A 20,951-nucleotide genomic window follows, 5' to 3' on the forward strand; every position below is an offset into this window, starting at 1 on the left:
GCGTGGGGAAAGCACTAGGCGATTATACCTTTTGATCGCAAGATACCCCTAGAGTATTCATCAGTGGGTTCATAGCCGCTTTCTAAAAGTCCGGTCGTGTATTGTTTGTTGTAGGTAAATGCAAATATTGTATTAATAATTATACTACCTAAAGAAACTATTAAAAATATCCCTATAAGTTCATCATCTGGAATTTTATCAATATCTGTATCTGCAAACATTCCACCAATGGTGGCAACCACCACAAAAGAATAACAGAAAAGGAAGATGAACAATGACTATCGCCCATCTTGCATCGCCTCTAATAACGGGCACCCAAAAGTTAAAAAATAAAGTTGTCCAAGAAAACCCAACAAACCCCTTTTTAATGAGATTATCTTTTTTCAAGTTGATAGTCGTAGCCATCATGCCTCCTTTTAGTATCTGTTACACTATACGAGAGCGAGAGAGAGAAGTCAAGGGGTTTGATCAAAAAAGGCTTTTTGATTGAATAAAATTATCGCTTGCCCACACAAGCTCTTTGGTTATTGGATTGTAAAAAGCATTTTTTAACCTTTAAAAATGCTTAAAATTTTTGGACTTTTAAGCCAAGTGCACCATGACGATGTGTTAAAGATTTTAGAAAAAATACTTCAAAATTAATAATGATACGGATTGATTAAAAAGAAAATACCCAACGCTATAAGACGAAATAAAACCATTTATGAGAAATAACCATGCATCAATAAAACGCACTTCATAAAGCTATAAAAACAAGGCCAGGCTTCAAACTTGTATCGTTTTTCTTTAACGGCTTATGTTATACTAATAAAATACAGATTCAATTGAAGGCATTAAACAACTGCATGGTATTTTTTCATAAGAAAATTATTTTAAATTTTATCTATTTTTTAATGGTTGCTTTTTTATCCCATGGGGTGTTTTTAAAAGCCGATGAGGTGAAAAAGCAAACTCTTTTAGTGGGTGAAAGGCTTGTGTGGGATAAGCTCACGCTGTTAGGGTTTTTAGAAAAAAACCATATCCCTCAAAAACTCTACTACAACCTAAGCTCTCAAGATAAAGAATTGAGCGCTGAAATTCAAAGCAATGTTACCTACTACACCTTAAGAGATACCAACAACACGCTCATTCAAGCCCTTATCCCTATAAGTCAGGATTTGCAAATCCATATTTATAAAAAAGGAGAGGATTATTTTTTAGACTTTATCCCCATTATCTTCACTCGTAAAGAAAAAACCCTCCTTCTTTCTTTGCAAACTTCGCCCTATCAAGATATTGTTAAAGCCACCAATGACCCTCTTTTAGCCAACCAATTGATGAACGCGTATAAAAAAAGCGTGCCTTTTAAACGCCTAGCAAAAAACGATAGAATCGCTATCGTTTATACAAGGGATTATCGTGTGGGGCAAGCGTTTGGCCAGCCGACTATTAAAATAGCCATGATTAGCTCTCGCTCTAACCAATACTATCTTTTTTCCCATTCAAACGGGCGTTATTATGACTCAAAGGCGCAAGAAGTGGCAGGGTTTTTACTAGAAACCCCAGTGAAATACACCCGCATTTCTTCGCCTTTTTCGTATGGGAGGTTCCATCCTGTCTTAAAAGTCAGACGGCCTCATTACGGCGTGGATTATGCGGCTAAACATGGCAGTTTGATTCATTCTGCTTCAGACGGGCGTGTGGGTTTTATGGGGGTTAAGGTGGGGTATGGGAATGTGGTTGAAATCCATTTGAACGAATTGCGCTTGGTGTATGCTCACATGAGCGCGTTTGCTAAGGGGTTAAAAAAAGGATCATTCGTTAAAAAAGGGCAAATCATAGGAAGAGTGGGAAGCACCGGTTTAAGCACCGGGCCGCATTTGCATTTTGGCGTGTATAAAAACTCCCGCCCCATTAATCCTTTAGGCTATATCCGCACCGCTAAAAGCAAATTACACGGCAAGCAAAGAGAGGTTTTTTTAGAAAAAGCTCAGCATTCTAAGCAAAAATTAGAAGAACTTCTTAAAACCCATTCTTTTGAAAAAAATTCATTTTATCTTTTAGAGGGTTTTTAATGTCTTATTTTAAGAATGCTTTCAATCAAAAATCTTTAATAGACGATTCTAGTGTGTATTTAGAGCCTTGTTCTAGCTCTAATTTCATAGAATTAAAACGCATGCATTATAATGAAGAGAATAATAAGAAAACATGGGATATTATTAAGTCTTTAGACAGCGTGGCGGTTTTACTCTATGAAAAAGAATCCGATTGTTTTGTGATTGTGAAACAATTCCGCCCAGCCATTTATGCGCGCCATTTTCATTTTAAGCGCGATCAAGATCAAAATATTGACGGATACACTTATGAATTGTGCGCGGGGCTTGTGGATAAAGCTAATAAGAGTTTAGAAGAAATCGCTTGCGAAGAAGCGCTAGAAGAATGCGGTTATCAGATCAGCCCTAAAAATTTAGAAACAATAGGCCAATTTTATAGCGCGACTGGGTTGAGTGGGAGTTTGCAAACGCTCTATTACGCCGAAGTGTGCGCACATTTGAAAGTTTCAAAGGGTGGGGGGATTGATACAGAAAAGATTGAAGTGCTGTTTTTGAAGCGATCAAAAGCTCTTGATTTTATAACGGATTTTCAATACCCTAAAACCACCGGATTGTCTTTAGCCATTTTATGGCATTTAAAAAAGTTTAAAAATGTTTAAAAGGAATTGTATGTTAAGGCTTTTGATAGGACTTCTTTTAATGAGTTTTATAAGCTTGCAATCAGCCTCTTGGCAAGAACCCTTAAGAGTGAGTATAGAATTTGTGGATTTGCCTAAAAAAATCATTCGTTTTCCTGCTCATGATTTGCAAGTGGGGGAGTTTGGTTTTGTCGTTACTAAACTTTCAGATTATGAAATCGTTAATTCTGAAGTGGTCATTATTGCCGTTGAAAATGGTGTTGCAACGGCTAAATTCAGAGCGTTTGAGTCCATGAAACAAAGCCATTTACCCACTCCAAGAATGGTTGCCAGAAAGGGTGATTTGGTTTATTTTAGGCAATTCAATAACCAAGCGTTTTTAATCGCTCCTAATGATGAAATCTATGAGCAAATCAGAGCGACTAACACCGATATTAATTTTATTAGTTCTGATTTGCTGGTGACTTTTTTGAACGGGTTTGACCCAAAAATCGCTAATTTAAGAAAAGCGTGCAACGTTTATAGCGTGGGGGTGATTTATATTGTAACCACGAACACGCTCAATATTTTAAGCTGTGAGAGTTTTGAAATTTTAGAAAAAAGAGAGCTGGATACAAGCGGTGTTACTAAAACTTCTACGCCGTTTTTTTCTAGGGTTGAGGGCATTGATGCAGGCACGCTAGGGAAACTTTTTTCAGGCAGTCAATCTAAAAATTACTTTGCTTACTATGACGCTTTAGTGAAAAAAGAAAAACGCAAAGAAGTAAGGATTAAAAAGCAAGAAGAAAAGATTGATGCTGGAGAAATTAAACGAGAAATCAAGCAAGAGGCCATTAAAGAGCCTAAAAAAGCCAATCAAGGCACAGAAAACGCTCCTACTTTAGAAGAGAAAAACTACCAAAAAGCAGAGCGAAAACTTGATGTTAAAGAAGAAAGGCGTCGTTTAAGAGATGAAAAGAAAAAAGCCAATGCCACCAAAAAGGCTATGGAATTTGAAGAAAAAGAAAAAGCACATGATGAAAGAGATGAGAGAGAAACTGAAGAGAGAAGGAAGGCTCTAGGCATGGATCAAGGCAATGAAAAAGTCAATGCTAAAGAAAATGAACAAGAAATCAAGCAAGAAGCCATTAAAGAGCCAGGTAATGAAAATAACGCTACCCAACAAGGCGAAAACAAACCAAATTCTAAAGAAGAAAAACGCCGCTTGAAAGAAGAAAAGAAAAAAGCCAAAGCCGAACAAAGAGCGAGAGAATTTGAACAAAGAGCGAAAGAGCATCAAGAAAGAGATGAAAAAGAGCTTGAAGAGCGAAGAAAGGCGCTAGAAGCGGGTAAAAAATAACATGTTAGAGAAACAACATATCCAATATTTTAAAAACCTAGTGGGGGGAGAGGATTTTTTCACTGATTTAGCGCATTTGAACGCTTATTGCTATGACGCTACCAAAGAAAGGCATTTGCCTAGCGGTGTGATTTTCCCTAAAAACGAGCAAGAAATCAGCCAGATTTTAAAATATTGCAACGAGCATCGCATCATCGTTGTGCCTAGGGGGGCTGGGAGCGGTTTTACCGGGGGGGCGTTGAGCGTGAGCGGAGGGTTAGTTTTAAGCGTGGAAAAGCATTTGGATAAGATTTTAGAGATTGACACTAAAAATTTAATCGCTAGAGTCGAGCCGGGCGTGATCAACAAGCATTTCCAAAACGAAGTGGAAAAATTGAATCTATTCTACCCCCCAGATCCAGCGAGTGAAAATCAAAGCACTTTAGGGGGGAATGTCGCTGAAAACGCTGGTGGCATGCGCGCGGCTAAATACGGCATCACTAAAGATTATGTCATGGCGATGAGAGTGGTTTTAGCGAATGGTGAAATCATAAGGGCAGGTAAAAAAACGATCAAAGATGTCGCCGGTTTTAATGTTGTAGGGCTGATGATCGCTAGTGAGGGGTGCTTGGGCGTGATTTCTGAAATCACTTTAAAGCTTTTAGCCAAACCGCCTCTAAAACAAAGCGCGATGGGGGTTTTTAACCATATTGAAGACGCCATGAACGCCGTTTATAAGACAATGAGCAGCGGCGTTACGCCTGTGGCGATGGAATTTTTGGATAATTTGAGTGTCAAAGCGGTTGAAGAACGATTTTCTAAAGGCTTACCCAAAGACGCTGGAGCGATACTTATCACTCAAGTGGATGGCGTGGTAAAAGAGCAGATCGCATGGCAACTCAATGAGATAGAAAAGCATTTTAAAGCCAATGGGTGCGTGGGTTTTAAGATCGCTCAAAACGAACAAGAAGAGCAGGATTTATGGTTTTCAAGGCGCAACGCTTCTCAAAGTATTAGCGTTTATGGTAAAAAGAAATTGAATGAAGATGTAACCGTTCCTAGGGCGAGTTTGCCGAGTTTGTTGCAAGAAGTCGCTAAAATAAGCCAAAAATACGGCTTTAAAATCCCTTGCTTTGGGCATACGGGCGATGGCAATGTGCATGTGAATATCATGCTAGAAGATCCTAATAGGGATTTAGAAAAAGGCCATAAGGCTATGGAAGAGATTTTTCAGGCCGCTATCAGTTTGGAGGGGACTTTAAGCGGGGAGCATGGCATAGGCTTGTCTAAAGCCAAATTCATGCCTTTAGCGTTTAATCATAGTGAAATGGAGCTTTTTAGGAATATTAAAAAAGCCCTTGATCCCAATAATATTTTAAACCCTTTTAAAATGGGGTTGTAAGATTGAAAAGCAAGGAAAGTGCATGAAAATCGGTGTTTATGGAGCGAGCGGTCGTATAGGGAAACTGCTTTTAGAAGAATTAAAAGGGGGGTATAAGGGATTAGAGCTATCTAGCGTGTTTGTCAGGCAAAAATGCGAAACAGATTTCAGCTCTTTTTCGCACGCCCCTTTAGTAACCAATGATTTAAAAGCGTTTGTGAGAGCTTGCGAATGCGTGATTGATTTTTCTTTGCCTAAAGGCGTGGATAATTTGCTAGAGGCTCTTTTAGAATGCCCTAAAATTTTAGTTTCTGGCACGACCGGTTTAGAAAAAGAAATGCTAGAAAAAATGCAACAATTAGCCTTAAAAGCGCCGCTTTTGCATGCGCACAACATGTCTTTAGGGATTATGATGCTCAATCAATTAGCTTTTTTGGCTTCTTTGAAATTAAAAGATGCGGATATTGAAATTGTAGAAACGCACCACAATCTCAAAAAAGACGCCCCGAGCGGCACTGCGTTGAGTTTGTATGAAACTTGCGCTAAGGCTAGGGGGTATGATGAAAAAAACGCTCTTACCACTCACAGAGAAGGTTTGCGCTCTAAAGAAAGCATTGGCATAGCCGCTTTAAGGGGTGGCGATGTTGCCGGGAAGCACACGATAGGGTTTTATTTAGAGGGCGAATACATAGAGCTTAGCCATACAGCGACTAACCGATCTATTTTTGCTAAAGGGGCTTTAGAAGTGGCTCTATGGCTTAAAGATAAAGCCGCTAAAAAATATGAAATCAACGAGATGTTTGGCTGAATGTTTTAATTCTTTTTTGTATTGGAAGGGTTTATTTTGCAAGGATTAATCTTGCCTTGTGTGATTAGCAACACAAGGCTAGTGTGGTAAAACCTACTATAATTCAATTCAAGGAGCCTAACTGAAATGATAAATTTCAGTTAGGGCTTTATTATAGCAAAAATTATCAAGGATTACAAAGGGTAGCGTTTCTGGTTTGGATTTGGAGCGTTATTTTGATTGTTTTGAGTTCCATTTACTTTTTATTTAATAATAAATCTTAACTATCATAAACGCATGATTAAAGTATTTGAGTTATTAAAAAATTCTAAAATAAAAGGATATAAAATGAAAACCATTAGAAATAGCGTGTTCATTGGAGTGTCTTTACTCGGCGGTTGCGCTAGCGTTGAGACTTATTTTGACGCTTTGCGTGTTGCTAGCGTTAAAGACGCTTGTTTATAGAGAAAGAAGTGCGCTACACTCCCAAAGACTTTGATAGCCCTTATCGCACTGACTAAACCGACTTTTAGGGGGTGTTATTCCAAACGCTCTCTATCCCCTTAAAAAAATGATTTTTACATAAAAATAAAGTTAAAAACCCCATTTTTAAGAACAAGGCATTTTTGCCTTATTCTAAATTTTTAAAATGGGATTTATTAACCCGCTCATTGTTTTAGCATGAATAAGTGGTGATAAATTCAAAAGGATGGGGTTTGCTCTCCCATGGGAACACTTCAGCGTTGAATTTAAGAGACTGATAGGCTTGAATAAATTCTTCGCTAAAGACATGACCCTCTTTTAAATACTGCTTATCGGCTAGCATTTCTTCTAACGATCTCCTTAAAGTGTGGGGCATTTGCTTGATACCCTTTTCTCTGATTTCATCTAAAGTCAATTTGAAAAGGTTAATATCCATCGCTTCGCCGGGATCAATCTTATTTTTTACGCCATCCATACCCGCCATTAAAATCGCTGCAAAAGCCAAGTAGGGGTTTGATGAGCTATCAGGAAACCTGAATTCAAACCTTGCGCTGTTTTTAGAAATCCCATAAGGGATACGCACGCTCGCGCTCCTGTTATTAGCCGAATAGGTTAAAATAGATGGGGCTTCATAGCCAGGAATTAGGCGTTTGTAAGAATTAGTGGAAGCGTTAGTGAAAGCGGCTAACCCTCTAGCGTGGTGCAACACGCCCCCTAAAAAATGCAACGCCAACTCGCTCAAGCCCTTGTAAGTTTCACCGCTAAAAAGGTTTTCGTTGTTTTTCCAAACACTCACATGGGTGTGCATCCCACTCCCGTTATCCCCGTATAAAGGTTTTGGCATAAAAGTGGCGGTTTTGCCGTTTAAATGAGCGACCATTTTAACCACATATTTGAGTTTTTGGACATTGTCAGCGGCTTCCACTAAATCCCCAAATTTCACGCCCACTTCGCCTTGCGCTTGCGCGACTTCATGATGGACGACAAAAGTTTCTAACCCCACTTGGTTTAAGACTTTCACAATTTCTGTGCGAATATCCATCATCGTATCCGTTGGTGGCACAGGCATATAACCCCCTTGCTTGCCCGGTCTATGCCCAAAATTCACGCCATTTTCAAAACTTCTATCCCTATTCCATTCGCCCTCTTCGCTATCCACTTCGTAGTATTGGGAATTGGAAGCGTCTTTAATTTTAATGGAATCAAAGATGAAAAATTCGCTCTCCGCGCCAAAATAAGCCACATCGCCCAAACCTGAATCTTTTAAATGTTGTAAGGCTTTTTTAGCGATACTTCTGGGGCATTTCTCATAAGGCTGGTTTTTATACACATCATACACATCGCAAAACACGACCACGCTCACATCCGCACTAAAAGGGTCTATGAAATAACGCACCAAATCGGGGGTTAAAATCATATCGGAGTGTTCAATGCCTTGCCAGCCTTTAAAACAACTCGCATCAAAAGGAATCCCCTCTTTAAACATTTCATGCGTTAAAGCCCCAAAAGAATAAGCGATGTGATTCCAAGTGCCTTTAATATCGCTGAATCTAAAATCCACAAATTCCACTTCATTTTCTTTGCAAAATTCAAAAAATTCTTTGATCTTGCTTTCACCATTTTGAGTTCTTACTACCATTAACCACCTTTAATTGTTATGAATTGAGTTTGATTGATAGGGGTGATTATAGCATTTATGGGGTAAAAAAAGTAAAATCTGCATCAAGTTTTATTAAGATGCATGCGGTAAAATCCGCTAAATCAAGGAGTGTTATTTATGAAAGCAGAGCCAATGGAAGCAAAGGCAATCAAACTATTAGAATTTATTAAAGACAATCAAAAGAATCAATTGGTCATTCCCATCTATCAGAGGGTGTATAGTTGGGAAAAGGAACAATGCAAAGAATTATGGGATGATATTATAAAAGTTGGTGGAGATGATAAGATGGATGGGCATTTTATCGGTTCTATTTTGTATGTGCTAGATGGCATTACGCACTCTGACAATGCATTACTCATTATTGACGGCCAACAAAGGCTCACCACTATCACGCTTTTACTCACCGCTTTGAGAGATCATTGGAGCGATAAGCGTAAAGAAATAGAGAACCACTATCTTATCAACAGCGATAAGGACGGCGATAAGAAATTCAGGCTCATCCTCTCAGACTCTGATAAAGATACCTTGCTCTATTTGATTGATAAAGACAAAAGAAAACCGAGCGAGCCTTCATTAAAAATAGTGGAAAATTTTAAATTATTTGGAGAATGGATTAGTAAAAACACCGACAAACTAGAAACGATTTTTAAAGGATTAGAAAAGCTTATGATAGTTTATATTGCTTTAAAAAAAGGAAAAGATGATCCTCAACTTATCTTTGAGAGCATGAACTCAAAAGGTATCGAACTCACGCAAACGGATTTGATCAGAAACTATATCGTAATGGAAACAGAGATTGAAAAACAGGAAGGCTTTTATAATAAATATTGGAGAGCTATGGAGGAGAAATTTAAACAAAATAAAAAATTGTTTGATCGGTTTGTCCGGCATTACCTCACGATCAAAACAAGAAAAGACCCTCCTAATACCAATAAAGTTTATGCAGCTCTCAAGGATTACCGGCAAAAAGAGGGGATAGGAATAGAGGATTTATTGAAAGATTTACAAAAATATTGCGGGTATTTTTGCCAAATCGTATTCAAAAAAGAAGCCGATAAGGATTTAAACAAGGCTTTAGGTTTTTTGGTGGATTTAGAGATGGATGTGATTTATCCGCTATTACTAGAACTTTATAGCGATTATAACGATGGGGTTTTATCCAAGGCTGATTTTATCCCTATTATCGCTTTGATAGAGAGCTATATTTGCAGAAGGGCGGTGTGCGGGCTTGGCACAAATAGTCTCAATAAAGTCTTTCCCTCTTTTACAAAGCACATCCAAAAAGATGAATATTTTAAAAGCCTAAAGGCACATTTTGGCTCTCTGACAGAAAAACAAAGATTTCCAAACAATGACGAGTTTAAAGATTGTTTTATTACGATAGATTTTTGTAGTTTTCAAAAAAAGGAATACTTTTTTGAAAGGCTAGAAAATTTTGACACAAAAGAGCCGGTCAATACCAAAGGACTAACCAATGAGCACATCATGCCTCAAAAACTCACGGAAGAATGGGAAAGGGATTTGGGTGAAAATTTTCAAGAGATACACAATAAATACCTCCACACAATAGGCAATCTCACTCTGACAGGCTATAACTCTACATACAGCAACAGATCTTTTCAAGAAAAACGAGACATGGAAAAAGGCTTCAAAGATAGCCCATTGAGACTTAATCAAGGTTTGAGGGATTTAAAATTTTTTGGCGAAGAAGAGATTAAAAAAAGAGCTAATGATTTAGCGGATTTGGCTTTAAAGATTTGGACTTATCCAAATCTCGATGCAGAAACGCTAGAGAAATATAAACCCAAGAAAGACAAGAAAGAAAAAGAGGTTTATGATTTAAACTCTTATAAGTTTGGCTCTCATTCAAGGGAATTATTTGATATTTTAAGCAAAGAGATTAAAGCTCTTGATGAAAGGATAACCGAAAATTTTAATCAAGATTATATCTCTTATAAGTTTAGCAAAAATTTTGTGGATATTGTTGTGCAAACAAAAGACTTAAAATTGTATTTAAATATGAAATTCAATGAATTGCAAGATGAAAAAAATCTGGCAAGGGATATGACTAATAAAGGTCATTTGGGGAATGGGGACATAGAAGTCAAGCTAGAAACAAAAGAGAATATCCCTTATTGTTTGGGGTTGATCAAACAGGCTTTAGAAAAACAGATGGGTGGTAGGAACAGGCAATAAAAACCCAACTTATTAAAATAAAGAGTATAATTACAAACTACTTAAAACTTAAAGGGGATATAATGAAGGTTCTATTACTAGAAGATGTGAAAAATTTAGGCAAAGCGGGTGAAGTGTGTGAGGTTAAAGATGGCTATGGGAATAACTTTTTAATCGCTAACAAAAAAGCTAAACTCGCCACTAACGAAGTGATCAACAAATACAAAGCCGAAGTTAAAAAGAAAGCTGAAAAAGAAGCCCTAGAAAAGGTGCAAAAATTGCAAATGGTAGAAACCTTACAAACCATCACGCTGACCATCCATAAAAAAGTCGGCGCGAATGGCTCTTTATTTGGAGCGATCACTAAAGAAGAGATCACGGAGCGTTTGAAAGAACAGCATGCGAGTTTGGATTTGGATAAAAAAGACATTGAACTCAAACACCCGATTAAAAGCACAGGGATTTATGAGATTGAAGTCAAGCTTGGATTTGGGGTTGTGGGTGCGTTTAAAATTGATGTGGTGGCTGAGTAGAAAATGTTTGAAGCGACGACGATTCTAGGCTATAGAGGGGAAATGGGGGGTAAGAAGTTCGCACTCATTGGAGGCGATGGGCAGGTAACTTTGGGCAATTGCGTAGTCAAAGCCAATGCGACAAAAATCAGAAGCTTGTATCACAACCAGGTTTTAAGCGGGTTTGCCGGGAGCACTGCGGACGCTTTTAGCTTGTTTGATATGTTTGAACGCATTTTAGAGAGCAAAAAAGGGGATTTGTTTAAAAGCGTGGTGGATTTCAGCAAAGAATGGCGCAAAGACAAGTATTTACGCCGACTGGAAGCGATGATGATTGTTTTAAATTTGGATCACATTTTCATTTTGAGCGGAACGGGCGATGTTTTAGAAGCCGAAGACAATAAGATCGCTGCTATTGGGAGTGGGGGGAATTTTGCTTTGAGCGCGGCTAGGGCTTTAGATAATTTCGCTCATTTAGAGCCTAGAAAACTTGTAGAAGAGTCCTTAAAAATCGCAGGGGATCTTTGCATTTACACCAACACGAATATTAAAATTTTGGAGCTTTAATGTCTGAATTGAATATGACCCCAAGAGAAATTGTCGCTTATTTAGATGAATACATCATTGGGCAAAAGGAAGCTAAAAAGTCTATCGCTATCGCTTTTAGGAATCGTTACAGGCGTTTGCAACTGGAAAAATCCTTACAAGAAGAAATCACGCCTAAAAACATTTTAATGATTGGATCTACTGGCGTGGGTAAAACTGAAATCGCCAGAAGAATAGCAAAAATCATGAAACTCCCCTTTGTGAAAGTGGAAGCGAGCAAATACACAGAAGTGGGTTTTGTGGGGCGCGATGTGGAGTCTATGGTAAGGGATTTGGTCAATAACAGCGTGCTTTTAGTGGAAAATGAGCATAAAGAAAAGTTAAAAGACAAGATTGAAGAAGCGGTTATAGAAAAAATCGCTAAAAAACTCCTACCCCCCTTGCCTAATGGGGTGAGCGAAGAAAAAAAACAAGAATACGCCAACAGCCTTTTAAAAATGCAACAAAGAATCGTGCAAGGCGAGTTGGATAGCCGAGAAATTGAAATTGAAGTGCGTAAAAAAAGCATAGAGATTGATTCTAATGTGCCGCCTGAAATTTTAAGGGTTCAAGAAAACTTGATTAAGGTTTTCCATAAAGAACATGACAAAGTCAAAAAAACTCTAAGCGTTAAAGAGGCTAAAGAAGCCCTAAAGGCAGAAATTAGCGACACGCTTTTAGACAGCGAATCCATTAAAATGGAAGGCTTGAAGCGTGCGGAAAGTTCAGGGGTGATTTTTATTGATGAAATTGATAAGATCGCTGTAAGCTCTAAAGAAGGAGGCCGTCAAGATCCTAGTAAAGAGGGGGTTCAAAGGGATTTGTTGCCGATTGTAGAGGGGAGTGTGGTGAATACGAAGTATGGTTCTATTAAAACAGAGCATATTTTATTCATTGCAGCAGGGGCTTTTCATCTTTCTAAGCCAAGCGATCTCATCCCTGAATTGCAAGGCCGTTTCCCTTTAAGGGTGGAGTTAGAGAGTTTAACCGAAGAAATCATGTATATGATTTTAACCCAAACTAAAACCTCTATCATCAAGCAATACCAAGCCCTTTTAAAAGTGGAAGGCGTAGAAATTGCGTTTGAAGATAACGCGATCAAAGAGTTAGCCAAACTCTCTTATAACGCCAATCAAAAAAGCGAAGATATAGGCGCTAGAAGGTTGCACACCACCATTGAAAAAGTGCTAGAAGACATTAGTTTTGAAGCGGAGGATTATTCTGGGCAAAATGTTACTATCACTAAAGAGTTGGTTCAATCAAAACTAGAGGATTTAGTGGCTGATGAAAATTTAGTGAAGTATATTTTATAATGAAAACTAAGGCGGGCTTTGTAGCTCTTATAGGCAAACCAAACGCTGGAAAAAGCACTCTTTTAAACACTTTATTAAACGCTCATTTAGTCCTCGTTTCGCATAAGGCTAATGCGACAAGAAAATTAATGAAATGCATTGTGCCTTTTAAAGATAAAGAAGGCTATGAGAGCCAAATCATTTTTTTAGACACACCAGGGCTTCATTATCAAGAAAAATTACTCAACCAATGCATGCTCTCACAGGCTTTAAAAGCGATGGGCGATGCTGAGTTGTGCGTTTTTTTGGCTTCTGTGCATGATGATTTAAAAGGCTATGAAGAGTTTTTGAGTTTGTGCCAAAAACCCCATATCTTGGCTGTGAGTAAGATTGACACCGCCACGCATAAGCAGGTTTTGCAAAAATTGCAAGAGTATCAACAATACGCTTCGCAATTTTTAGCTCTAGTGCCTTTGAGCGCGAAAAAATCTCAAAATTTAAACGCGCTTTTAGAATGCATCAGCAAGCATTTAAGCCCTAGCACATGGCTTTTTGAAAAGGATTTGATGAGCGATGAAAAAATGCGCGATATTTATAAGGAAATCATTAGGGAGAGTTTGTTTGATTTTTTGAGCGATGAGATCCCTTATGAAAGCGATGTGGTAATTGATAAATTTATAGAAGAAGAACGCATAGACAAGGTGTATGCGCATATTATCGTAGAAAAAGAAAGCCAAAAAAAAATCGTGATAGGCAAAAACGGGGTAAATATCAAACGCATCGGGACTAGCGCGCGATTGAAAATGCAAGAAGTGGGCGAAAAAAAGGTTTTTTTAAACTTGCAAGTGATCGCTCAAAAATCATGGAGCAAGGAAGAAAAGAGCTTGCAAAAACTGGGTTATATCTATCAAAGGAATAGGGATTGAAAAAAATATTACCGGCTCTGTTAATGGGGTTTGTGGGCTTGAATGCTGATGAGCGTCTGTTAGAAATTATGCGCCTTTATCAAAAACAAGGCTTGGAAGTGGTGGGTCAAAAGCTGGATTCTTATTTAGCGGATAAATCTTTTTGGGCAGAAGAGCTTCAAAATAAGGACACGGATTTTGGCTATTATCAAAACAAGCAGTTTTTATTTGTGGCGGATAAATCCAAGCCTAGTTTAGAGTTTTATGAAATAGACAACAACATGCTTAAAAAAATCAACAGCTCTAAAGCCCTTGTAGGCTCTAAAAAGGGCGATAAAACTTTAGAGGGCGATTTGGCCACGCCTATTGGAGTGTATCGTATCACGCAGAAATTAGAACGCTTGGATCAATATTATGGCGTTTTGGCTTTTGTAACGAATTACCCTAATTTGTATGACACCTTGAAAAAACGCACCGGGCATGGCATTTGGGTGCATGGAATGCCTTTAAATGGCGATCGGAATGAATTGAACACCAAGGGCTGCATTGCGATTGAGAACCCGCTTTTAAGCTCTTATGATAAAGTGTTAAAAGGCGAAAAAGCGTTCCTCATCACCTATGAAGACAAGTTTTTCCCTAGCACTAAAGAAGAATTGAGCATGGTTTTAAGCTCCCTTTTTCAATGGAAAGAAGCTTGGGCTAGGGGCGATTTTGAACGCTACATGCGTTTTTATAACCCCAACTTCACTCGCTATGACGGCATGAAATTCAACGCTTTTAAAGAGTATAAAAAAAGGGTGTTTGCGAAAAACGAAAAAAAGAATATCGCTTTTTCTTCTATCAGCGTGATCCCTTACCCCAATTCCCAGAACAAACGCTTGTTTTATGTGGTGTTTGACCAAGATTACAAAGCCTACCAGCAAAACAAGCTCTCTTATAGCTCTCATTCTCAAAAAGAACTCTATGTGGAGATTGAAAACAATCAAGTGTCTATTATAATGGAAAAATAGGGCTTTGTTTTAATGAGAGCGATTTAAGCGGATTTTTTAACCCATTCAGTCAAGCTTGATACAAGTTTGATTAAAAACTTACAGAGCTTGCTTTTTCATAGCCAAATTCTGCAGATTTTTGCAAGAATTTTTTAGCCCTACTTTTTTGTTTTCTGGTGCCAAGCCCTTCTTTATAAGCGATCCCAATTCTGTAAAGGATTTCCCCCATTTGTTGTTTGAGTAAAATAATATTGCTTGAAATTTCAGCAATATCTTCCCAAAGAAGTGTCTTATCTTTGATTTGAAGGGATTTCTTAACAAGTATTCCAAACTTCTTTCCAAATTTTATAGGATTCGCGCTCAAACCTGAAAGATCAATAAATCGCGATCCAATAAGCATACTAGTAAATTCCGCAAGGTTTGATCCAAATTTGTTAACAAAATTTGTGCTTTTATTAGAAAATATGCGAACCACATACCTGTAAGTCTTGAGCGCTTGTTTCAAATCCTTTTTTGTCCCTAAGCCTTCTGCTTGCATGTATCCTAAAATTAAAGCGCCCCCTAACAACCCGCTCCCATACCCTTTGATAGCGTTTTGTGCATAGAGTTGCGCTTTTTTGTAATCCACTTTCACGCCCTTTCCCTCCAAATACATTTTGGCTAAATAAACACTGCCAAGCCCAATGCCGTATTCTTGCACCTTTCTAAAATTTTTAAAGGCTTGCTGGTATTGGCCTTTATTAAAATTATCCAAACCATTTTCAAAATAATATGTCTTATGATTTCGTGCAATTTCATCCCACTGATTTCGCGCCCTTTCATCCCAATCATCACTTATGCTAATATATTCACCAGCTATACAAAGTGAAAACGGCAATAATAAACCTAATAAAAGCAATAAAGGCTTTAAAAGAGAAAAAGTGGTGCGATAAAAATCTTTAAACATGTCAGATCCTTTTACAATTTGAGCCATTCTTTATAGCATAATAGTAACATGGATATGGTTTTATATTTTTTGCTATAATAAAATGAATTTGTTTCATAGTAACAAATTGAGAATATACCATCTATGGAGGTAACACTATGGCTGACACAATCAATACAACTGAAGCAACCCATGAAACAAAAAAGCCAAACGCTTTTGTAAATTTTTTCAAAAACAATTTGGCTGATAAGCGTTATGATTCATTAGGTCTTATTGGAGCAGGGGTTTTATGTTGTGTCTTGAGCGGTGCTATGGGGATTGTTGGGATAATCTTTGTCGCAATAGGAATCTTTTTGTCTTTTTCTAATATCAATCTAGTGAAATTAGTTGAAAAATTGTCCAAAAAGCAATCTAAAGTGGCAACAACTGTCAATAACGAAACCCAAAGATCTCAAGCAACAAGCGTTACCAATGAACCAACTGAAGCTAAAGAGACGAAAGATTGAGGCAAAACAACGATTTTGACTAAAGAAAGAATAAGAGAAAATTTCAAAAGTTTAGGTGTTCTAGTGGTTTATTACTCACTGCATGACTCACACAAGCGGTCTATAAATTCTTTTTTTAGATTTAAGGATAATTATTTGCAATATGAGTCTAGCTACGAGTTGGTGGGGTTGATTAAATCCATTGGCAAGGCTTTAAAAATGGAAACCAACTGAAAAAAAGGAAACTAATGTTTAGAAAACTAGCAACCGCTGTATCGCTCATAGGCTTACTAACCTCTAACACTCTTTATGCTAAAGAAATAAGTGAAGCTGATAAGGTCATTAAGGCCACTAAAGAAACTAAAGAAACCAAGAAAGAAGCTAAACGACTCAAAAAAGAAGCCAGACAGCGCCAACAGATCCCTGATCATAAGAAACCTCAATATGTTTCTGTTGATGACACAAAAACTCAAGCGCTTTTTGATATTTACGACACCTTGAATGTGAATGACAAAAGCTTTGGGGATTGGTTTGGTAATAGCGCTTTGAAAGACAAAACCTATCTCTACGCTATGGATCTGTTGGATTACAACAACTATCTATCCATAGAAAACCCCATTATCAAAACAAGAGCGATGGGAACCTATGCGGATCTCATCATCATCACAGGCTCACTAGAACAAGTCAATGGGTATTACAACATTCTAAAAGCGCTCAACAAACGAAACGCTAAGTTTGTCTTAAAAATCAATGAAAACCTGCCTTACGCCCAAGCGACTTTTTTAAGAGTGCCAAAAAGAAGCGATCCCAATGCCCATACGCTTGATAAGGGAGCGTCAATTGATGAGAATAAGCTTTTTGAACAACAAAAACGCGCGTATTTCAACTACGCCAACGATGTGATCTGCAGACCCAATGATGAAGTGTGTTCGCCTCTAAGAGATGAAATGGTAGCTATGCCCACTAGCGATAGCACTACTCAAAAACCTAATATCATTGCTCCTTATAGCTTGTATAGACTAAAAGAGACAAATAACGCCAATGAGGCTCAGCCATCACCTTATGCCACTCAAACCGCTCCTGAAAACAGCAAAGAGAAGCTCATAGAAGAGCTAATCGCTAACTCCCAACTCATAGCCAATGAAGAAGAGAGGGAAAAGAAACTCTTAGCAGAAAAAGAAAAACAAGAGGCTGAATTGGCTAAATACAAGCTCAAAGACTTAGAAAATCAAAAGAAACTAAAAGCTTTAGAAGCAGAGTTGAAAAAGAAAAATGCTAAGAAACCTAGAGTAGTGGAAGTGCCTATTTCTCCTAGAACAAGTAATCCTGATGAAACAATGAGAGTTGTCAAGGAAAAAGAAAATTATAATGGATTGTTAGTGGATAAAGAAACCACGATCACACGAAGCTATCAAGGGACTTTGATTAGTGAAAATTCTTACAGCAAAAAAACACCTCTCAACCCTAATGACTTGAGAAGCTTAGAAGAAGAAATTAAGAGCTACTATATTAAGTCTAATGGCTTGTGTTATGCTAATGGCATTAGTCTCTATGTCAAAATCAAAAACGACCCCTATAAAGAGGGAATGCTGTGTGGCTATGAGAGTATTCAAAATCTGCTCTCACCTCTAAAGGACAAGCTCAAGTACGACAAGCAAAAGTTACAAAAAGCATTACTGAAAGATTCAAAGTAAGTTAAAGTTTTGTTTGAAAAATGGATTGGTCTCTTTTTACTTCTTAATTCCTTAGCCTATCCATGCCAAAAAGTAACGATCAGCTTCAAGCAGTATGAGAATCTTATCCATATTCACCAAAAAGGTTGCGACAATGAAGTGGTGTGCAGAACGCTCATCTCTATCGCTTTATTGGAAAGTTCTTTAGGGTTGAACAACAAGCGCGAAATTTCCCTAAAAGACACTTCCTATTCCATGTTTCACATCACCTTAAACACCGCTAAAAAATTCTACCCCACCTATTCTAAAACGCTTCTCAAATACAAATTGCTCAATGATGTGGATTTTGCGATTTCATTGGCTAAAAGAATTTTGAAAGAAAATTTTGATTATTACAAACAAAAACACCCTAATAAAAGCGTGTATCAATTAGTAGAAATGGCAGTAGGTGCTTACAATGGGGGAATGAAACACAACCCTAATGGCGCTTATGTGAAAAAGTTCCGCTGTGTCTATTCTCAGGTGCACTACAACGAGTAGGGCATACTAATTTTACAAACAATCTTGGTGATACACTTCTACGATCTTATGAATTTATAATAATATCATTTACATCATTATCTTTATTATCTTTTAATTTTTCTAAAATATATTTTGCTTCTTTTTGTCAAGATATTTTGTCTTTTTATTTTTTGGAATAGGCTTTTTGCCTTCCTTATAAGGACATATAGCGTAAGAATTTTTCCAATTCATACGATTTTGACATAGGTGCTGTAAAAATGGATTGATGAATTTTAACCTAGCGCATGCAAACAATCCACTAGAGCGATGGTTGGCAAATCAAAGAATACACAAATCACAGTTCGCTTGAACCCACAGGCACTAAAGATTTATCATAGCTCAATTCGCCTCTAGTTTTAGCGGCTTGCAAATCATCATAGAATGTTGCTTGATTAGGCACTTTCCCCAATTTGTATTTCTTGCTCAAGCTTGGACTTACCTTAATAAGCTCATCAGTGAAGAATGGATCATCATAGTAAAGCGCCTTGTGGCACTTGATGGGTTTGAGCGTGTTTTCTAGAATGATAAGCTCATCGCCCATAGTCATCAATTCATCAGGGGTCATCAAAAACCGCTCCTTGTTGCTGATAGAAGTATTGGTCTTACCGGTATTATCATCAATGCTCCGGCTCACATCTTGCCTTGTGTATTTCCCTAACACCTTAGAAAGTTTCTCAAAATGTTCATAGTAGTTATCGTTGTTAATCCCATAATACATATTCAAAGAAAGGTTGTCTAAAATAGTCTTAGCACCATTTCTACCATAACCAAGTGGGGGGTCATTCTCTAGTTGCGCCTTACTTTGAAACACAAACGCAGGGCGCATGTTGTATTCTGCCATGATCCCTACCGCTTTAACAAAGGTCTCTAAATAGCCACAAAGCGTAAATTCGTCCATGAGCATTAAACAACTTCTTTTGCATTGTGGATCATGGATTGGCAGAATAAGGTTGCTATAAATCATCACATTGAAAAACAGCTCTAATATCGGTCCAACAATAGTGCTTTCTTTAGGATTAGCGATCACACCAATACTCACTTCATCAATCCTTAAACGCCTGAAATCAAAATCATTAGCGCTCGTGAAATTTCTGATCATGGCGTTATTGTAAGGCGCAAACGCTGAAGTATAGACCCCTTGAACAGAGCTGTAAGTTTCTTTAGCGCCGCCCATTGTCTTGAAATTATTCCACATGTTTCTAGTGGCAGGACTAAGCACTCTTATATTATCGCCACTCTTATCTTCTTCACCTCCAAAAAATTCCATCAGAGACACGACTTTTTCCATGTTTGTGTCTTCATCAATCAAGTTGATACCGCTTGCCATAGAACCTATGAAAAACATCGTGGGAGTTTCAGGCATGATGATTTTTTTTCTTTTGACAAACTCAAGCCCCTTTTTAGTCCACATGAGATCCCTATAAATATTGCAATTGATGACAAAAAGGTTTCGCGCTTGATTGCTAAAAAAAGGATCTTTTTCATTAGGTCTTTCAGGGAACACGAGCTTTGCCAATCCAAAGATTTGAGTGGAAAAATCCCCCCCACTAGCCACCATGCCATGCCCTTTTAGGCGTGTGTCAATTTGAGAGAGTATGTCTTCAGTCAAAACCACATCATTACCAAAATCCACATAAGCGAAAGGATTAAATCGGTGTGTTTTTAAGGAGAAAGGTTCATAGATGAACACTTTTTGGTTGAAGCGTTTTTCTCTGATTTTTCCGCAAGTTTCCATAGTGTCAGCCTTAGGGTCAAACACAACGATATTTTGAGGATAATTGATCATATTGGGCATGATGAAACCCACTCCCTTACCGCTTCTAGTGGGAGCAATCAAGCCAATGAACGCCTGTCCTGCGTAAGCGATAAAATCCCCCAAACCACGCCTGCCCACAATAACCTCTCGTTTGTCAAAGGTGCGTTTTTTATTGTTGGGTGTGATAAGTTTAGCTTTGATCATTTTTTCTTCGCTCTCCCAACTCGCGCTACCAAAGAGATCATCAACTTTTTTATTCGCTCCTATGTCTCTAGTCCGAGTTAAGTATTTTAAGAACCACACAAAAAAGGTAATGAATATATAAGAGCATAAAATAGAACTATATACGACTAAGGATATATTGAACCCATAAATCTTGAGTGAACTAAAACAAAGCGCCTTAAAATAGTATGCAGGAAAATCTTGTATCGCATAGATCCATATGTCAAAAAGATCATCATCACTCTCAGGCAATTTATTATCATCATAAAAATTACCTAATAGAATCAAGAAAAATAACCCTGATGTGATAAAAGAATAGGATAGTAATAGTGTCGCTTGTAACCAAAAGCCAAAGGTTTTAACTCTTTCTTTCAGCCCCTCTATAATGATTTCTTTAAAGTTTTTTTTCTTTTGAGGTTGGTTAGCTTTATCTTTAAAAGCTTTTTTTTGAGCTTTTATGAATTTGTAGAGAAAAAATAACGCTATTACCCCTATGAAACTAAAAATAACAACCAACTTATAATTCTCTATGAAATATAAGGTGTTATACAACAAGTCTTCCATTGTACCT

General features: G+C 37.7%; 19 protein-coding genes and 2 pseudogenes. 17 read left to right on the top strand and 4 right to left on the bottom strand.

Features of this window, described 5'->3' with window-relative positions; translation table 11 throughout:
• Positions 1-14: 14 nt before the first annotated feature.
• A pseudogene (locus tag P6280_RS04180) lies at positions 15-408 on the bottom strand (HrgC protein).
• 147 nt (positions 409-555) lie between these two features.
• Here P6280_RS04180 and P6280_RS04185 point away from each other — a divergent pair.
• The 7 genes and pseudogenes from P6280_RS04185 to P6280_RS04215 form a co-directional block, all read left to right on the top strand.
• Positions 556-642 (top strand): annotated as a pseudogene (locus P6280_RS04185) (R.Pab1 family restriction endonuclease); the annotation flags it as partial.
• A 203-nt stretch (positions 643-845) separates the two neighbouring features.
• Positions 846-2,054 carry a peptidoglycan DD-metalloendopeptidase Csd3 gene (gene csd3, locus P6280_RS04190; RefSeq protein ID WP_283237081.1) on the top strand — a complete coding sequence of 403 codons (1,209 nt, stop codon included), beginning with the start codon at positions 846-848 and terminating at the stop codon, positions 2,052-2,054.
• Positions 2,054-2,692 carry an NUDIX hydrolase gene (locus P6280_RS04195; RefSeq protein ID WP_283237082.1) on the top strand — a complete coding sequence of 213 codons (639 nt, stop codon included), beginning with the start codon at positions 2,054-2,056 and terminating at the stop codon, positions 2,690-2,692. Before csd3 ends, P6280_RS04195 begins: the two co-directional genes overlap by 1 nt.
• Positions 2,693-2,702: 10 nt before the next feature.
• Positions 2,703-4,010 carry a plasminogen-binding protein PgbA gene (gene pgbA, locus P6280_RS04200; RefSeq protein ID WP_283237083.1) on the top strand — a complete coding sequence of 436 codons (1,308 nt, stop codon included), beginning with the start codon at positions 2,703-2,705 and terminating at the stop codon, positions 4,008-4,010.
• A gap of 1 nt (position 4,011) precedes the next feature.
• On the top strand, positions 4,012-5,391 hold the full coding sequence (gene glcD / locus P6280_RS04205; protein WP_120857176.1) for a glycolate oxidase subunit GlcD: 1,380 nt from the start codon (positions 4,012-4,014) through the stop codon (positions 5,389-5,391).
• 22 nt (positions 5,392-5,413) lie between these two features.
• Positions 5,414-6,178 carry a 4-hydroxy-tetrahydrodipicolinate reductase gene (gene dapB / locus P6280_RS04210; RefSeq protein WP_180592289.1) on the top strand — a complete coding sequence of 255 codons (765 nt, stop codon included), beginning with the start codon at positions 5,414-5,416 and terminating at the stop codon, positions 6,176-6,178.
• A 327-nt stretch (positions 6,179-6,505) separates the two neighbouring features.
• Positions 6,506-6,622 (top strand): urease-enhancing factor, encoded by a 117-nt coding sequence (locus P6280_RS04215; RefSeq protein ID WP_096522009.1) that lies wholly within the window; start codon positions 6,506-6,508, stop codon positions 6,620-6,622.
• A gap of 211 nt (positions 6,623-6,833) precedes the next feature.
• Here the strand turns inward: P6280_RS04215 and glnA are convergent, their stop codons facing one another.
• Positions 6,834-8,279, bottom strand: a complete 1,446-nt coding sequence (gene glnA / locus P6280_RS04220) for a type I glutamate--ammonia ligase (RefSeq protein WP_283237084.1) — start codon at positions 8,277-8,279, stop codon at positions 6,834-6,836.
• A 153-nt stretch (positions 8,280-8,432) separates the two neighbouring features.
• Here glnA and P6280_RS04225 point away from each other — a divergent pair, with 153 nt between their 5' ends.
• The 6 genes from P6280_RS04225 (at position 8,433) to csd6 (ending at position 14,779) form a co-directional block, all read left to right on the top strand.
• The gene (locus P6280_RS04225) at positions 8,433-10,496 is read left to right on the top strand and encodes a DUF262 and DUF1524 domain-containing protein (protein WP_283237459.1); all 2,064 of its coding nucleotides are present in this window, start codon (positions 8,433-8,435) and stop codon (positions 10,494-10,496) included.
• 62 nt (positions 10,497-10,558) lie between these two features.
• Positions 10,559-11,008: a 50S ribosomal protein L9 gene (rplI, locus tag P6280_RS04230; RefSeq protein WP_000866279.1), complete on the top strand. Its 450-nt coding sequence runs from the start codon at positions 10,559-10,561 to the stop codon at positions 11,006-11,008.
• A gap of 3 nt (positions 11,009-11,011) precedes the next feature.
• Positions 11,012-11,554, top strand: coding sequence for an ATP-dependent protease subunit HslV (gene hslV, locus P6280_RS04235; protein ID WP_000461049.1), 543 nt, complete (start codon positions 11,012-11,014; stop codon positions 11,552-11,554).
• Entirely contained in the window at positions 11,554-12,885 is a 1,332-nt protein-coding gene (hslU, locus tag P6280_RS04240; protein ID WP_283237085.1) for an ATP-dependent protease ATPase subunit HslU, read from the top strand. Before hslV ends, hslU begins: the two co-directional genes overlap by 1 nt.
• Positions 12,885-13,790, top strand: a complete 906-nt coding sequence (era, locus tag P6280_RS04245) for a GTPase Era (protein ID WP_283237086.1) — start codon at positions 12,885-12,887, stop codon at positions 13,788-13,790. The genes hslU and era overlap by 1 nt, the downstream gene beginning before the upstream one ends.
• Positions 13,787-14,779 (top strand): cell shape-determining L,D-carboxypeptidase Csd6, encoded by a 993-nt coding sequence (csd6, locus tag P6280_RS04250; RefSeq protein WP_283237087.1) that lies wholly within the window; start codon positions 13,787-13,789, stop codon positions 14,777-14,779. Before era ends, csd6 begins: the two co-directional genes overlap by 4 nt.
• A gap of 70 nt (positions 14,780-14,849) precedes the next feature.
• On the opposite strand, the gene P6280_RS04255 is transcribed toward csd6, so the two are convergent.
• On the bottom strand, positions 14,850-15,704 hold the full coding sequence (locus P6280_RS04255) for an SEL1-like repeat protein (RefSeq protein ID WP_283237088.1): 855 nt from the start codon (positions 15,702-15,704) through the stop codon (positions 14,850-14,852).
• A gap of 137 nt (positions 15,705-15,841) precedes the next feature.
• Here P6280_RS04255 and cag1 point away from each other — a divergent pair, with 137 nt between their 5' ends.
• From cag1 to cag4, 4 genes are read left to right on the top strand one after another with little or no spacing between them, the layout of a single operon-like run.
• Positions 15,842-16,189: a cag pathogenicity island protein Cag1 gene (gene cag1 / locus P6280_RS04260; RefSeq protein ID WP_156585196.1), complete on the top strand. Its 348-nt coding sequence runs from the start codon at positions 15,842-15,844 to the stop codon at positions 16,187-16,189.
• A gap of 15 nt (positions 16,190-16,204) precedes the next feature.
• A complete protein-coding gene (locus P6280_RS07625) occupies positions 16,205-16,402 on the top strand; it encodes a cag pathogenicity island protein (protein ID WP_308442184.1) in 198 nt (65 codons plus the stop codon).
• 14 nt (positions 16,403-16,416) lie between these two features.
• A complete protein-coding gene (gene cag3, locus P6280_RS04265; protein ID WP_283237089.1) occupies positions 16,417-17,862 on the top strand; it encodes a type IV secretion system outer membrane cap subunit Cag3 in 1,446 nt (481 codons plus the stop codon).
• A gap of 9 nt (positions 17,863-17,871) precedes the next feature.
• Positions 17,872-18,381: a transglycosylase SLT domain-containing protein gene (cag4, locus tag P6280_RS04270; protein ID WP_064431055.1), complete on the top strand. Its 510-nt coding sequence runs from the start codon at positions 17,872-17,874 to the stop codon at positions 18,379-18,381.
• Between the two features lie 316 nt (positions 18,382-18,697).
• Here cag4 and cag5 read toward each other — a convergent pair whose 3' ends face one another.
• Positions 18,698-20,944, bottom strand: a complete 2,247-nt coding sequence (gene cag5 / locus P6280_RS04275) for a VirD4 family type IV secretion system ATPase Cag5 (RefSeq protein WP_283237090.1) — start codon at positions 20,942-20,944, stop codon at positions 18,698-18,700.
• Between the last annotated feature and the right edge of the window lie 7 nt (positions 20,945-20,951).

This window comes from Helicobacter sp. 219-2, assembly GCF_030053225.1.
GTDB lineage: Bacteria > Campylobacterota > Campylobacteria > Campylobacterales > Helicobacteraceae > Helicobacter > Helicobacter pylori_C.